At 68.7% G+C, this 12463-nt stretch carries 15 protein-coding genes and 1 tRNA gene; 11 read left to right on the top strand and 5 right to left on the bottom strand.

The features are described from left to right. Positions 1-54: 54 nt before the first annotated feature. From recR to ACZ5LB_RS08455, 4 genes are read right to left on the bottom strand one after another with little or no spacing between them, the layout of a single operon-like run. Positions 55-651 carry a recombination mediator RecR gene (gene recR, locus ACZ5LB_RS08470; RefSeq protein WP_464605758.1) on the bottom strand — a complete coding sequence of 199 codons (597 nt, stop codon included), beginning with the start codon at positions 649-651 and terminating at the stop codon, positions 55-57. Then, positions 651-953: a YbaB/EbfC family nucleoid-associated protein gene (locus ACZ5LB_RS08465; protein WP_464605756.1), complete on the bottom strand. Its 303-nt coding sequence runs from the start codon at positions 951-953 to the stop codon at positions 651-653. The genes recR and ACZ5LB_RS08465 overlap by 1 nt, the downstream gene beginning before the upstream one ends. A gap of 9 nt (positions 954-962) precedes the next feature. Then, on the bottom strand, positions 963-1511 hold the full coding sequence (locus ACZ5LB_RS08460) for a DUF2062 domain-containing protein (RefSeq protein WP_464605755.1): 549 nt from the start codon (positions 1509-1511) through the stop codon (positions 963-965). Beyond that, positions 1508-2425 (bottom strand): thiamine-phosphate kinase, encoded by a 918-nt coding sequence (locus ACZ5LB_RS08455; protein ID WP_464605754.1) that lies wholly within the window; start codon positions 2423-2425, stop codon positions 1508-1510. Before ACZ5LB_RS08455 ends, ACZ5LB_RS08460 begins: the two co-directional genes overlap by 4 nt. A gap of 151 nt (positions 2426-2576) precedes the next feature. Here ACZ5LB_RS08455 and ACZ5LB_RS08450 point away from each other — a divergent pair, with 151 nt between their 5' ends. Continuing rightward, complete coding sequence (locus ACZ5LB_RS08450) at positions 2577-2831, top strand: ferredoxin (protein ID WP_464605753.1); 255 nt, start codon at positions 2577-2579, stop codon at positions 2829-2831. Positions 2832-2893: 62 nt separating this feature from the next. Here the strand turns inward: ACZ5LB_RS08450 and ACZ5LB_RS08445 are convergent, their stop codons facing one another. Continuing rightward, the gene (locus tag ACZ5LB_RS08445; RefSeq protein ID WP_464605752.1) at positions 2894-3358 is read right to left on the bottom strand and encodes a chemotaxis protein CheX; all 465 of its coding nucleotides are present in this window, start codon (positions 3356-3358) and stop codon (positions 2894-2896) included. Positions 3359-3493: 135 nt separating this feature from the next. Between ACZ5LB_RS08445 and ACZ5LB_RS08440 the strand changes: the two genes are divergently transcribed. From ACZ5LB_RS08440 to ACZ5LB_RS08395, 10 genes are all read left to right on the top strand, one after another. Then, on the top strand, positions 3494-3943 hold the full coding sequence (locus ACZ5LB_RS08440; RefSeq protein ID WP_464605751.1) for a GatB/YqeY domain-containing protein: 450 nt from the start codon (positions 3494-3496) through the stop codon (positions 3941-3943). A 30-nt stretch (positions 3944-3973) separates the two neighbouring features. Beyond that, the gene (locus ACZ5LB_RS08435; RefSeq protein WP_464605750.1) at positions 3974-5800 is read left to right on the top strand and encodes a proline--tRNA ligase; all 1827 of its coding nucleotides are present in this window, start codon (positions 3974-3976) and stop codon (positions 5798-5800) included. A gap of 2 nt (positions 5801-5802) precedes the next feature. Beyond that, complete coding sequence (locus ACZ5LB_RS08430; protein WP_464605749.1) at positions 5803-6276, top strand: hypothetical protein; 474 nt, start codon at positions 5803-5805, stop codon at positions 6274-6276. Positions 6277-6369: 93 nt separating this feature from the next. Then, positions 6370-6927 carry a D-glycero-alpha-D-manno-heptose-1,7-bisphosphate 7-phosphatase gene (locus ACZ5LB_RS08425; protein ID WP_464605748.1) on the top strand — a complete coding sequence of 186 codons (558 nt, stop codon included), beginning with the start codon at positions 6370-6372 and terminating at the stop codon, positions 6925-6927. Then, a complete protein-coding gene (locus tag ACZ5LB_RS08420) occupies positions 6927-8078 on the top strand; it encodes an MFS transporter (protein ID WP_464605747.1) in 1152 nt (383 codons plus the stop codon). The genes ACZ5LB_RS08425 and ACZ5LB_RS08420 overlap by 1 nt, the downstream gene beginning before the upstream one ends. Positions 8079-8110: 32 nt before the next feature. Beyond that, a complete protein-coding gene (sfsA, locus tag ACZ5LB_RS08415) occupies positions 8111-8860 on the top strand; it encodes a DNA/RNA nuclease SfsA (RefSeq protein ID WP_464605746.1) in 750 nt (249 codons plus the stop codon). 67 nt (positions 8861-8927) lie between these two features. Beyond that, positions 8928-10031, top strand: coding sequence for a glycine cleavage system aminomethyltransferase GcvT (gcvT, locus tag ACZ5LB_RS08410; RefSeq protein ID WP_464605745.1), 1104 nt, complete (start codon positions 8928-8930; stop codon positions 10029-10031). A 60-nt stretch (positions 10032-10091) separates the two neighbouring features. Beyond that, a complete protein-coding gene (gene gcvH, locus ACZ5LB_RS08405; RefSeq protein ID WP_464605743.1) occupies positions 10092-10478 on the top strand; it encodes a glycine cleavage system protein GcvH in 387 nt (128 codons plus the stop codon). Further along, a complete protein-coding gene (locus tag ACZ5LB_RS08400) occupies positions 10479-12299 on the top strand; it encodes a lytic transglycosylase domain-containing protein (protein WP_464605742.1) in 1821 nt (606 codons plus the stop codon). A 50-nt stretch (positions 12300-12349) separates the two neighbouring features. Beyond that, positions 12350-12425: transfer RNA gene (locus tag ACZ5LB_RS08395), tRNA-Ala, on the top strand. Positions 12426-12463 lie beyond the last annotated feature (38 nt).

The raw sequence follows: 12463 nt of genomic DNA, 5'->3' as shown, positions 1-12463 counted from the left end.
ATCGGAATAGCGGAACGGTCCCGCTATTCCAATCGACCTACCCCAGAACCCTTCCTAGACGGGCCTGCGCCCTTCCAGGGCACGGTCGAGGGTGAGGTCGTCGGCGTATTCCAGGTCGCTGCCGATGGGCAGGCCCAGGCCGATGCGGGTGGTCTTCAGGCCCAGGGGCTCCAGGATGCGGGCCAGCCACGCGGCGGTGGCCTCGCCGTCCAGGGTGGGGTTCGTGGCCAGGACGATCTCCTGGATCCGCTCGTCCTCGAGGCGGCGCAGGAGCTCGCGCACCTTGAGCTGGTCCGGGCCCACGCCCTTGAGGGGGGAGATGAGGCCGCCGAGCACGTGGTAGCGCCCGTGGAAGTGGCCGCTGCGCTCGAAGGTGAGGACGTTGCTGGCCTCGGCCACCACCACGAGGGTGCGGGTGTCCCGCTGGGGGTCGGCGCAGATGGAGCACACCGGCCGGTCCGTGAAGGCCCCGCAGGTGGTGCAGAACCCCACGGACGTGGCGGCGTGGCGCAGCAGGTCGCCCAGGTGCTCCATGGCCCCGGGCCCCTCCTTGAGCAGGTGGAGCGCCATGCGCTGGGCGGACTTGGAGCCCACCCCGGGCAGCTTCTGCAGGGCCTCCACCACGGCCTCCAGGGGGGCGGGAAGCTTCATTACAGGCCGAGGCCGGGGATGTTGAGCCCGCCGGTGAGGCCGCCGGTGATCTTGCCCATGGACTCGTCCACCTTGGCGTAGGCGTCCTTGAACGCGGCGGAGATGAGGTCTTCCAGCATGCTGGGATCCTCGGGGTCCATGGCCTCCTTGGCCACCGAGATGCCCACCAGCTCCTTGGAGCCGTTGAGGGTGACCTTCACCATGGCGCCTCCGGCGGTGCCTTCGGCACGGAGGTTCTTCTGGGCCTCCTGGAGCTTGGTCTGCATGGCCTGGGCCTGCTTCATGAGGAAACGCATGTCCATGGGGTTCTCCTACGTAGACGGGGGTTTCGGATGGTGGAGATGGGGCATGTGGAGGTGGAGCCTGCGCAGGCGCCGGGCCACCAGGAGCATCGCGAAGTAGCCCACCGGCATGGCCAGGGCGCTCAGCACGAAGCCGCCCAGGAGGTAGGGAAGCAGGATGGGCTTGAGCATCGCGAACAGGCCGTCCAGGCCTTCCCGGGAGATGAAGCTCCGCCAGGTGATGGCGTGCCACTGGATGGCGCTGAGGTTGAGATTCATCCCCCGGCCCAGCAGGAGGTTGCCCGCGAGGGCGCTGGCCGTGGCCATGGGGACCATGGTCCAGGGGTTGTTGATGAAGCAGGCCAGGAACATGATGGGCCGGTGCAGGCGCCGCGACAGGAAGCACGCCACCAGGACGATGGCCGTGTGCAGGCCCAGGAGCGGGTTCCAGGCCAGGGAGAAGCCCACGCCGAAGCTGAGGGCGATCTGCTCCGACGTCATTTCCGGATGCAGGATGTGGCCCTTCAGGGCGGCCCAGATTCCGGGCTTGGGGGCGTCCTGCGGGGGCTGGTCGGTCATTGGGTCCTTGGGGCGAAGTGGTCGAAGCTCAGGTCCGGCAGGGGCCGGAGCGTATCCCCATCATAGTGGAGAAGGGGCCCTTCGCCCTCATCCGTCGCGGTGCCGACCGGGATCAGGGGGATCCCCAGGAGCCGCTCCAGCTCCGGCCGGGGCAGGGAGGAGGAGAAGCACCGCGCGTAGTCTTCGCCCCCGGTGATGGCGTCGGGCGACAGGGCGCGGTCCAGGACGATGGACCTGCCGGAAGCCAGGGCCAGGGTGCGCAGGTCCCGGCTGAGCCCGTCGGAGATGTCCATGCAGGCATGCACCTGCGGGATCGCCGCCAGGCGCGGGCCCAGGCCGATGCGGGGCCGGGGGTCCAGGTGGGCCTGGACGTCGGGGTCGGGCAGGAGCGGGTCCTGGCCGGCCTGGAGCTTGCGCAGCCCCCGGAGGCTCGCCCCCAGTTCCTGGTCGGCGTAGAGGCCGTCGCCGGCCTCCAGGGTGTCCCGGCGCAGCCACCGCCGCGCCGAGCCGAAGGCGGTGACGCCCAGGCCCAGGCCCCGGTCCCGGCCCACGGTGTCGCCCCCCAGGACCGGCACCCCGGTCTCCCGGGCGGCCGAGGCCAGGCCCAGGAGGAATTCGTCCACCCAGCCCGCGTCCAGGTCCCGGCCCAGGGCCAGGGTGAGGGTGAAGCCCGTGGGCACGGCGCCGCTGGCGTCCAGGTCCGAGAGGTTCACCATGAGGAGCTTGCGGCCGAGGAGGCGAGGGGGATGCCAGTCGCGGCTGAAATGCTGCCCGTCCTCCATGAGGTCGGTGGTGACCAGGAGGGTCTCGCCGGGCGGGGCCGGAGGGATCCTCCCGCAGTCGTCCGTGAGCTCCCCGCCGCCCGGAAAAAGATCCCGGATCCGGGCGAGGATGGCATTTTCCGATAGGCGCACAACCCCTCCTGGTTCCGTACGATAGCCCATAAAACCAGCCTCGGCCACCGGTGGCATTCGGTCACAATCCGGCTTGGAGGGATGGGTTCGAGATGATAGGTTTTAGGAAGTGCGAAATGGTGGGGCCGAAGCCCCTGATAAGGAGATACCGATGGCCATCACCAAGGTTTGGATCGAAGAAGGTTGCATCGTCTGCAACGCGTGCGACGCGGAGTGCCCCGACGTCTTCCTGGTGACCGACACCACCTGCGTCATCAAGGCTGATGTGCGCGAGGACGGCCTCGAGACCGAGAACCGCGACGAGATGTCCGCCCTGAAGGGCGAGTTCCAGGACTCCATGGAAGCCGGCATCGAAGCCGCCGCCGCGGGCTGCCCCGTGGAAGTCATCAAGTTCGAGAAGGCCTAGCCCTTCCCGATGGCAATGAAAAAGGCGCCGCGAGGCGCCTTTTTCATTGCAGCTGAAACCTCCTAGCTTTCCCTGAGCCCGACGTTCACCTCGAAGTCACCGAACTCCGTCGTGAACGGGATGGCGATGCAGGGCACGTCCCCGCTGCGGCTGATCTTGTGGCCCACGCCGATGACGACCGTGGGGATGGAGATGTTGAGTTGGTGCCCGTCCTGGATGAGGCTGCGCCGCGCGTCGCCCACGACGATGTTGCCGATCTCGCCGATGGCGTCCTCGACGTTCTTGTTCAGGGTCTTGATCTCCTCCATGAGCATGTTCGAGGCGATCCTGCAGGCCAGGGCCTCGGGCATGCTGATGATGATCGACCCCGACGTCTCGCCCGTGAGGCCGATGATCGCCGACACGTCGTAGGTGGTGATGAGGTCCTCCTTCAGTTCCAGCCCCGATTTCTCGGCCTGGATCCCGGCCATCATGTCCAGGCTGCGGAGGGTGGATTCGATGAAAGGGTTGATGAAGGCAACGTTCATGTGGGGTAAGCCTCGCGGTTTGTTTTCATTATTTCACTGGTTACGGCCACCGGGCGGGGATTATTTCCACAACTGATTGAAGGCGGACCGCTTCAAGGGCAGGATTAAGGAGCAGGCCGATTGGAGTTTTCCCACATGCTGGATCGATTGCAAGCCGAATTGAAGACCTCGATGCTGGCCCGGGATGCCGCCCGGACGGCGGTGTTGCGCATGGCCCTTGCCGCGTACAAGAACGAGGCCGTCGCCAAGGGCCTCGGGCCCCAGGGCGTGCTCCCCGACGCCGACGGCCTGGCCGTGCTCAAGCGGCTGGTGAAAAGCCGGGAGGACAGCGTGGAGCAGTTCACCCAGGCCGGCTATGCCGACCGCGCGGCGACGGAACTCGCGGAGATCCAGGTGTTGAAGGAATTCCTCCCCTCCATGCTGGGGGGAGCCCAGCTCGAGGAGGCCGTGCGCGCCGCCATCGCCCGGACCGGGGCCCAGAGCCGCAAGGACATGGGCGCCGTCATGAAGGCCCTCCAGGCAGCCCACGGGGGCGCCTACGACGGCAAGGCCGCCAGCCAGATCGTCAATTCCCTGCTCGCCTGAACCCGATACCCAAGCCCCGAAAGAGACCCGATGAAGCAGACCAAGATGTTGATCCAGACCCTCCGGGAGGTTCCCCGGGACGCCGACGTGGTGAGCCAGCAGCTCATGATGCGCGCCGGCATGATCCAGAAGCTGGCCGCCGGCATCTACGACTACCTGCCCCTGGCCCTGCGGAGCATCCGCAAGTTCGAGCAGATCGTCCGGGAGGAACTGGCCAAGGACGGCTGCCAGGAACTCCTGATGCCCACCGTCCAGCCCGCTGAGCTCTGGCAGGAGTCCCGGCGCTGGTCCTTCTACGGCAAGGAACTCCTGCGCTTCAAGGACCGCAAGGACGCCGACTTCTGCCTGGGCCCCACCCACGAGGAGGTCGTCACCGACATCGTCCGCAAGAACGTCCGCAGCTACAAACAGCTGCCCATGAACGTCTTCCAGATCCAGACCAAGTTCCGGGACGAGATCCGGCCCCGCTTCGGCCTCATGCGCGGCCGGGAATTCATCATGAAGGACGGCTACTCCTTCCACGTGGACGACGCCGACGCCGACAAGGGCTACTGGGAGATGTTCAACGCCTACAAGCGCATCTTCTCCCGCCTGGGCGTCAAGTTCCGCCCCGTGGAGGCCGACAGCGGCGCCATCGGCGGCAGTTTCACCCACGAGTTCCACGTGCTGGCCGGCTCGGGGGAGGACGGGATCCTCTCCTGCGATTCCTGCGAGTACACCTCCAACATCGAGAAGACCGAGGCGCCCCGGGTGCCGGCGGTGGACCACGGCCCCGCGCTGGCCCTCAGCCGCTGCCACTTCAGCACCCCCGGGATCACCGTCATGGAGGAGCAGGCCCGGGCCTTCAAGGACGATGCCCACGACGGGCTCCCCCTGCACCAGACCTCCAAGGTCTACTGGCTGACCGCGGAATTCCCCGCGGAAGGCGACACGGTCCGCAAGGCGGCCGTGGCCTGCGTCCTCCGGGGCGACCACGAACTCAACACCGTCAAGGTTAAGAATTTCCTGGGCGCCGCCGACCTGCAGCCCATGGCCGACGTGGAGGACTTCTGCGGCGCGGCCCCGGGCTTCCTGGGCCCGCTCCCCCAGGAGGGCACCCGCCACTGGGCCCTCCACCAGGCCCCCAAGGACGCCCTGGTCTACCTCGTGGACCGTTCCCTGGAGGGCGCCAGCAACCTCACCTGCGGAGCCAACGTTACCGGATCCCATCACTTCGGCTTCGACCCCCTGCGCGACCTCCCGGGCGCGAAGGTCCTGGACATGCGCCTGGCCCAGGAGGGCGACCTCTGCCCCCGCTGCGGCACCGGGCATTTCCAGGCCTTCCGGGGCATCGAGGTGGGCCAGGTCTTCAAGCTGGGCACCAAGTACTCCAAGTCCATGAATTGCGTCTACGTCGACGAGCACGGCAAGGAGAACCCCATGGTCATGGGCTGCTACGGCATCGGGATCACCCGCACCGTGGCGGCGGCCATCGAGCAGAACTACGACGCCGACGGCATCGTCTGGCCCTGGCCCATCGCCCCTTACCAGGTGCACCTCCTGGACCTGGATCCGGGCAACGACCAGGTGCGCGAAGTGGCCGACGGCCTGGAGCGCGACCTGGAGGCCGCGGGCTTCGAGGTGCTCCACGACGATCGCGAGGGCATGAGCCCGGGCGCCAAGTTCAAGGATGCCGACCTGCTGGGCTTCCCCCTGCGCGTCATGGTGGGCTCCAAGGGCCTCAAGGACGGCGTGGTGGAACTCAAGGACCGCCGCACCAAGGAACTCCGGAAATTCAAGCCCGAAGCCCTGGTGGCCGAAGTCGAGGAAGCCAGGGACCGCATCCTGCGGGATCTGGAGATCCAGGGCGGGAGGTGAGCATGTCGGAAGGCCCGGTCTACCTGACCACCTTCATCGAGGGCGTGCTCGTGCACGGATCGGCCATGCCCTTCGTGCTCCTGGTGCCCTCCGTGCATGCCCCCCACCGTGGCCTCCTCATGCCGCCCCAGGTGCCGTGGTCCCCGGGCTTCCTGCCCCCGGCCCTCCTCCAGGCCCAGGTGGACGGCAGCTGGAAGATCCCCTTCCGGTTCCACGATCCCTCGCGCCTGCCGGTGGTCTTCGACGAGCGCACCTCGCGGCTTCCGACCCCCTGGCTCCTGCGCCTGGAGGGGCTCGAAGGGCAGCAGCGCCTCTACCTCACCCACCTCCTGCGCACCAAGGCGCCCGAAGAGCAGTTGCCCCCGCCCCCCGAAGGCGGGCAGTGGGTGGGCGAGAAGGCCCTGGCCTCCCTGGACCTGGTCCCCGGCGTGCGGCGCCTGTGCCAGGCGGCCCTTTCGCTGGTCAAGGAACTCTGAGCCCGGTCCGGCCCGGCGCAGCCCCGCGGGGCCGCCGCCCCGTGACCGTGGCATCATGCCAATCGGGAGTGATTGATGGTTGAAGGAACATTCATGGCTGCGCGTCCGGCGGTCTTCATCGACAGGGACGGCACGCTCAACGAGGAGGTGGGCTACCTCCACCGCCCTGAGGACGTGGTGCTGGTGCCCGGGGCCGCCGGGGCCCTGGCCAGGCTCAACGCCCTGGGCATCCCGGTGGTGGTGGTCACCAACCAGAGCGGCATCGGCAAGGGCCGGTACGGCTGGGACGAGTTCAACGCCGTGATGGAGCGCATCGCCGAACTCCTGGCCAGCGAAGGGGCCCGCATGGACGGGATCTACGCCGCCCCGCACCACGAGCGCGGGAAGGGGGACTACGCCCACCCGGACCACCCGGACCGCAAGCCCAACCCCGGGATGCTGGTGCGGGCCGCGGAGGAACACCGGCTGGACCTCTCGCGCAGCTGGATGATCGGCGACAAGGCGCTGGACCTCGAAGCCGGGAAGAACGCGGGCTGCAGGTCGGCCCTGGTGCGCACCGGGTACGGCTCCCAGGTGGACGGCGCCGGGGCCGACCTGGTGGCCGCGGACCTGGCCGAGGCCATCGACCGCATCCTGGCCGCAGGCTTCTGATGGCGAGGCTGGCCCCGAAATACGCCGCGCTGGTGGTGGTGGGCCTGGCCTTTTTCACCGATACGGTCGTCTACGCCATGCTGCCGCCGCTCCTGCCGGAGTACGCGCGGCTCCATGGCCTGAGCCAAACCCACCTGGGATTCCTCTTTGGCAGCTACGCGGGGGCCCTGCTGCTGGCGGCCCTCCCCCTGGGCACCTGGGCGGACCGCCACGGGCGGCGCGGCCCTTTCCTGGGGGGCCTGGTGGGCTTCGGGGCATCCACCATCCTCTTCGCTTTCGCGGGGAACTTTCCCCTGCTCCTGGTGGCCCGGGTCCTCCAGGGCGTGGCCGCGGCCGCCACCTGGGTGGCGGGCCTGTCCATGGTCGCCGACCACTTCCCCGCCAACCAGCGGGGCAAGGCCATGAGCACGGTCTTCGCCTGCGCCAACCTCGGCCTGTTCCTGGGCCCGGCCTTCGCCGGGTGGATGACCCGCGTTTGGGACATCCGGGCCGCGTTCCTCTTCGCCGCGGGCCTGGCGGTGCTGGACGCGGGGGTCCGCATCACCCTGCTGCCCGAGGACCCTCCCGGCCAGCCCGCGGGGAGCGGTTACCTGGGCCTCCTGCGGGACGGGACGGTGCGGGTGTTCGCGGGCGCCATGGTGCTGGGCTCGCTCCTGGGGGCCGTGCTGGAGGCGGTGCTGCCCCTGCACCTGTCGAAGCACCTGGGCATGGACGCCATGGCCATCGGCCTGGCCTTCACCACCACGGCCCTGGCCAGCATCGTCACCTCGCCCCTCGTGGGCCACTGGACCGACCGGCGCGGCCCCTGGGGCCCCCTGCGCCTGGGCATGGGTCTGGCGGCGGTGCTGCTGGCCACCGCGCCCTTCCTCCCGGGCCGCGCGGCGGTGTTCGCGTACATGCTGGCCATGGGAAGCACCTGCAGCCTGCTCATGTCCCCCTGCGGACCCGCCCTGGCCGGCCACGTGGAGGGGAAGGGGAGCACCGACTTCGGCTCGGTGTTCTCCCTGCTCAACATCGCCTTCTCCCTGGGCCTTATGGTCGGACCCGTGGTGGGGTCGGCCCTGGCCGACCTGGCGGGCCTGAAGGCGGCCATGGGCCTGCTGGCCGTCGCCTTCCTGCTCTATCCCTTGGCGTTGCGTCCGTCCCGCTGAGGGGTTCCGGGGCGTTCTGTCACACTGGACCCATGCTGATCCGGAAAACAGGCCTCGTCCCAGGCGTCATCCTCAAGCGATACAAGCGGTTCCTCGCCGACGTGGAACTGGCCGACGGCACGGTGGCCACGGCCCACTGCACCAACACCGGCACCATGGCGTCCTCCTGGGAGCCCGGCGACGCGGTGCTCCTGGAGGCCAGCACCAACCCCGCCCGCAAGCTGGCCTACACCTGGCTGGCATGCAACCGTGCGGGCGCCTGGGTGGGGGTGGAGACGGGCATGCCCAACCGGGTGGTGGCCGAGGCCGCCCGCCAGAACCGGCTGCCGGGCCTTCCGGGCCTCCATTCGGTGCTCACGGAGCAGAAGTACGGCGAGGAGCGCAGCCGCATCGACGTGCTCGCCCGGGATGCCCGGGACCGGTGCGTCTTCATCGAGGTGAAGAACGCCACCCTTCGCGTGGGGGACCTCGCGTGCTTCCCCGACGCGGTGAGCCTCCGGGGCGCCAAGCACCTGCGCGAACTCCGGGCCATGGTGCGCCTGGGCCATCGCGCGGCCATCGTGTTCTTCGTGCACCGGGGCGACGTGACGGGCTTCGACGCGGCCCGGGAGATCGACCCGGACTACGCCGCCGAACTGGAGCGGGCCCGGGACGGAGGCGTGGAGATCCTTCCCCTGGCGGTGGCCCTGGAGGCGCGGCGGGAGCCAGGCGGGGCCTGGAGCCTGGCCTGGGACCTGCCCGGGGTGCTTCCCTGGGTGCCGAGACAGCCTCCTAGGATGTGAAAACCCCGGGCGATGGCCTACAATCAAAGTTCCGATTCGTTCAACTCGCAAACCTGATGGAGAAGCCATGTCCGAACTCTTGAAGACCCCCCTCAATGCCGTCCACCGGGCCCTCGGGGCCAAGATGGTGGACTTCGGCGGCTGGGACATGCCCGTCCAGTACCCCGCCGGCATCATCGCCGAGCACATCGCCGTGCGCACCAAGGTCGGGCTGTTCGACGTGAGCCACATGGGCGAGATCCGCGTCAAGGGGCCCCAGGCCATGGCCTTCCTGGACTGGCTCACCCCCAACGCCGTCGTGAAGCTGGCCCACGGCCAGATCCACTACACCGCCTTCCTGTACGAGAACGGCACCTTCGTGGACGACCTGCTCCTCCACAAGATCGCCGACGACCACTTCCTGCTGGTGGTGAACGCCTCCAACGTGGAGAAGGACTTCGCCTGGGTCAAGCAGCACGCCGCCAAGTGGGACGTGGAGGTCACCAACGAGAGCGACCAGACGGGCCAGGTGGCGCTCCAGGGTCCCCTTTCCATCGACGTCCTCCAGCCCCTGGTGGACATCGACCTCTCCCAGATCAAGTACTACTGGTTCGCCTTCGGCAAATTCAAGGGCATGCCCGTCATGTTCGCCCGCACCGGCTACACCGGCGAGGACGGCTTCGAGGTGTACTGCCCGGCCGAGAAGACCGAATGGGTGTGGAACGAGCTCATGCAGTCCGGCCAGCCCCTGGGCCTGATGCCCACCGGCCTGGGCTGCCGCAACACCCTGCGCCTGGAAGCCAAGATGGCCCTCTACGGCCACGAGATCGACGACACCACCAACGCCCTGGAAGCCGACCTGGGCTGGATCATCAAGCTCCAGAAGGGCGAGTTCCTGGGCCGCGAAGCCCTGGCCACGCTCAAGGAGCAGGGCTTCAGCCGCAGGCTGGTGGGCTTCCGCATGCTGGAGAAGCGCGAGATCGCCCGCGACCACATGGACGTCCTCGTGGACGGGAAGAAGGCCGGCTACGTCACCAGCGGCTCCCCGAGCACGACCTGCGGCTTCAACCTGGGGCTGGCCTACGTGCCCGTCAGCCACGCTCCCCTGGGCTCCCGCATCCACATCGACATCCGCGGCAAGGCCTGCGAGGCCGAAGTGATCCCCACCCCCTTCTACAAGCGCGCCAAGTAGTTGCACCTGTAAACCCCTGACCGGCCCACCGCGGCTAGAATCATCCCTCTGGAGGAATCCATGTACCCCGCCGACGTGAAGTACACCAAGAACCACGAATACATCAAGCCCCTGGGCGACGGCACCGCGCTGGTTGGCATCACCCACTACGCGCAGGAGGCGCTGGGCGACGTCGTGTTTGTGGACATGCCCGAGGTGGGCGCCGCCTTCAAGGCCGGCGACGAGTTCGGCACCGTCGAGTCCGTGAAGACGGTCTCCGAGATCTTCATCCCCTCCGCCTGCGAGGTGCTCGAGATCAACGCCGAACTGGAAGCCCACCCCGAGTACGTCAACGAGGACGCCTACGGCAAGGGCTGGATGCTCAAGGTCAAGCTCGAGGGCGCCCTGAACCCCGAGCTGCTGGACGCCGCGGCCTACGAGGCCCTCGTCAGCGCCGAGAGCCACTGAATGACCTGCCAGGCCCCGGATAGCCCCCGGCGATTCCGGGGCCGGCTACTGGCCCTGCTCGTGGCATGCGCGGGCATGGCGGCCCCGGCCACGCCGGTCCAGCCTTCCAGGGCCCTGCCGGCCCAATCCCCCAAGCCCCTTCCGGCCCCGGCGCCCAAGGGGCTTCCGGTGCCCGCCGCCAAGGGCCTGCCCGCCACGACCCCCAAGGCCGCCGGAGCGACGCGCTTCCGGCCCGACGTGGCCCGGCTGCGGACCCTGGTGGAGGACGGCGAGCGCAGCGCCCAGGAGAAGGACTGGGACACCGCCGGCACCCGCGCCGAGGAGGCCGAGGTGCTCGTGGCCGACTGGCCCGAGGAGGCGCTGGAGACCCCCGAGATCAAGGCCCTCCTGGACCGGCTCCAGGAGCTCGAGCAGCACCTGCCCGACAGCGAGGGCGAGCCCGCCGTCCCGGACCCCGGCCTCAAGGAGGCCGCGGAGGTGGTGCCCCTTTCCGGCGAGGCCCTCAAGGCCGAGCTGGAGCAGGTCAAGGGCGGCACCGCGGGCGCGATTTACGACTTCCCCATCGACCTCAACGACAAGGTCCTGGCCTGGGTCCACGAGTTCACCACCACCAAGCGGGGCTTCATGGAGCGCACCCTCTCGCGGGCGACCATGTGGCTGCCCATGGCGCGCCAGATCTTCGCCGAGGAGCGCATCCCCCAGGACCTGGCCTACCTGGCCGTCATCGAATCGGGCTTCATCAACAGCGCCCGCAGCTACGCCCAGGCCGTGGGCATGTGGCAGTTCATCCGGTCCACGGGGCGCATCTACGGGCTCAACGGCAACGCCTGGGTGGAGGAGCGGCGGGATCCCGTCAAGGCCACGCGCGCCTCGGCCCGGTACCTGCGCCGCCTGTACGAGACCTCCGGGGACTGGTACCTGGCCCTGGTCGGCTACAACGCCGGACCCCTCACCACCGATCGCGCCGCCCAGAACCTGGGCAGCCGCAATTTCTGGGACATGGCCCGCAGCCGCTGGCTCCGGAACCAGACCAAGAACTACGTGCCCGAACTGTGCGCGGCCATCCTCATCGGCCACGACCCCGAGCGCTACGGTTTCAAGGTGGAGCAGCTCCAGCCCTACGCCTACGAGACCGTGGAAGTGGACCGCATGACCAGCCTCGCCGTCCTGGCCCGCCACGCGGGCACCGACGTGGAGACCCTCCGGGAGCTGAACCCCGAGCTGCTGCGGTCCAGCACCCCTCCGGGACGCTACACCCTGCGGGTCCCGCCGGGCCTCGGCGGCGCCACCGCGCGGGCCCTGGCCCGGATCCCGGCCGGCCAGCGGCTGGACTTCAAGACCTACAAGATCCGCCCGGGTGACACCCTGGCCAAGGTGGCCGCCAAGTTCAGGCTGAGCCCCGAGGACCTGCTGGAGGCCAACGACCTCCGGAAGGCCCAGTTCAAGTCCGGCAAGGTCATCAAGGTGCCGCCGCCGCCCCCCGCCCCCATCGACACCCGCGACCTCATGACGCACGTGGAACGGAGCAAGGTCATCGAGGATCACCCGCTGGAGGCGCTGCCCACCATTCCCGTGCCGGCTCCGGAAGCCCCGCCGCAGGCCGCGGCCCCGGCGGACCTGCCCCCGGTGCCCCAGGCCGTCAAGGCGCCCGCGCCCCGGCCGGCCCTGGAAGCCCGTCCCCGGACCCACCTGGTGAAAAGGGGAGAAACGCTTTTCGCCATCGCCACCCGCTACGGCGTGGAGGTGGAGTCCCTCCGCAAATGGAACAAGGTCAAAGGGAACCGCATCCAGGTCGGTCAGCGGCTCCGCCTTGGCCCGTGATTTTGTGCTTGCGGTTTTCTCCATCCGGTGGCATGATTATTACTTCCCCCGGGGCTATAGCTCAGCTGGGAGAGCGCTTGCATGGCATGCAAGAGGTCAGCGGTTCGATCCCGCTTAGCTCCACCAAAACAGAGGCCACCAACCCGGTGGCCTCTTTTCTTGAA

The organism is Mesoterricola sp. MK458 (assembly GCF_055384935.1).
The sequence above is the reverse complement of the archived record's forward strand: the minus strand, read 5'-3'. Positions and strand labels throughout refer to the sequence as shown.

Bases quoted from the DNA above. Each gene is read 5' to 3' on its own strand.
- recR (WP_464605758.1), bottom strand. From the start codon at position 651: ATGAAGCTTCCCGCCCCCCTGGAGGCCGTGGTGGAGGCCCTGCAGAAG.
- ACZ5LB_RS08465 (WP_464605756.1), bottom strand. From the start codon at position 953: ATGGACATGCGTTTCCTCATGAAGCAGGCCCAGGCCATGCAGACCAAG.
- ACZ5LB_RS08460 (WP_464605755.1), bottom strand. From the start codon at position 1,511: ATGACCGACCAGCCCCCGCAGGACGCCCCCAAGCCCGGAATCTGGGCC.
- ACZ5LB_RS08450 (WP_464605753.1), top strand. From the start codon at position 2,577: ATGGCCATCACCAAGGTTTGGATCGAAGAAGGTTGCATCGTCTGCAAC.
- ACZ5LB_RS08445 (WP_464605752.1), bottom strand. From the start codon at position 3,358: ATGAACGTTGCCTTCATCAACCCTTTCATCGAATCCACCCTCCGCAGC.
- ACZ5LB_RS08440 (WP_464605751.1), top strand. From the start codon at position 3,494: ATGCTGGATCGATTGCAAGCCGAATTGAAGACCTCGATGCTGGCCCGG.
- ACZ5LB_RS08435 (WP_464605750.1), top strand. From the start codon at position 3,974: ATGAAGCAGACCAAGATGTTGATCCAGACCCTCCGGGAGGTTCCCCGG.
- ACZ5LB_RS08430 (WP_464605749.1), top strand. From the start codon at position 5,803: ATGTCGGAAGGCCCGGTCTACCTGACCACCTTCATCGAGGGCGTGCTC.
- ACZ5LB_RS08425 (WP_464605748.1), top strand. From the start codon at position 6,370: ATGGCTGCGCGTCCGGCGGTCTTCATCGACAGGGACGGCACGCTCAAC.
- ACZ5LB_RS08420 (WP_464605747.1), top strand. From the start codon at position 6,927: ATGGCGAGGCTGGCCCCGAAATACGCCGCGCTGGTGGTGGTGGGCCTG.
- sfsA (WP_464605746.1), top strand. From the start codon at position 8,111: ATGCTGATCCGGAAAACAGGCCTCGTCCCAGGCGTCATCCTCAAGCGA.
- gcvT (WP_464605745.1), top strand. From the start codon at position 8,928: ATGTCCGAACTCTTGAAGACCCCCCTCAATGCCGTCCACCGGGCCCTC.
- gcvH (WP_464605743.1), top strand. From the start codon at position 10,092: ATGTACCCCGCCGACGTGAAGTACACCAAGAACCACGAATACATCAAG.
- ACZ5LB_RS08400 (WP_464605742.1), top strand. From the start codon at position 10,479: ATGACCTGCCAGGCCCCGGATAGCCCCCGGCGATTCCGGGGCCGGCTA.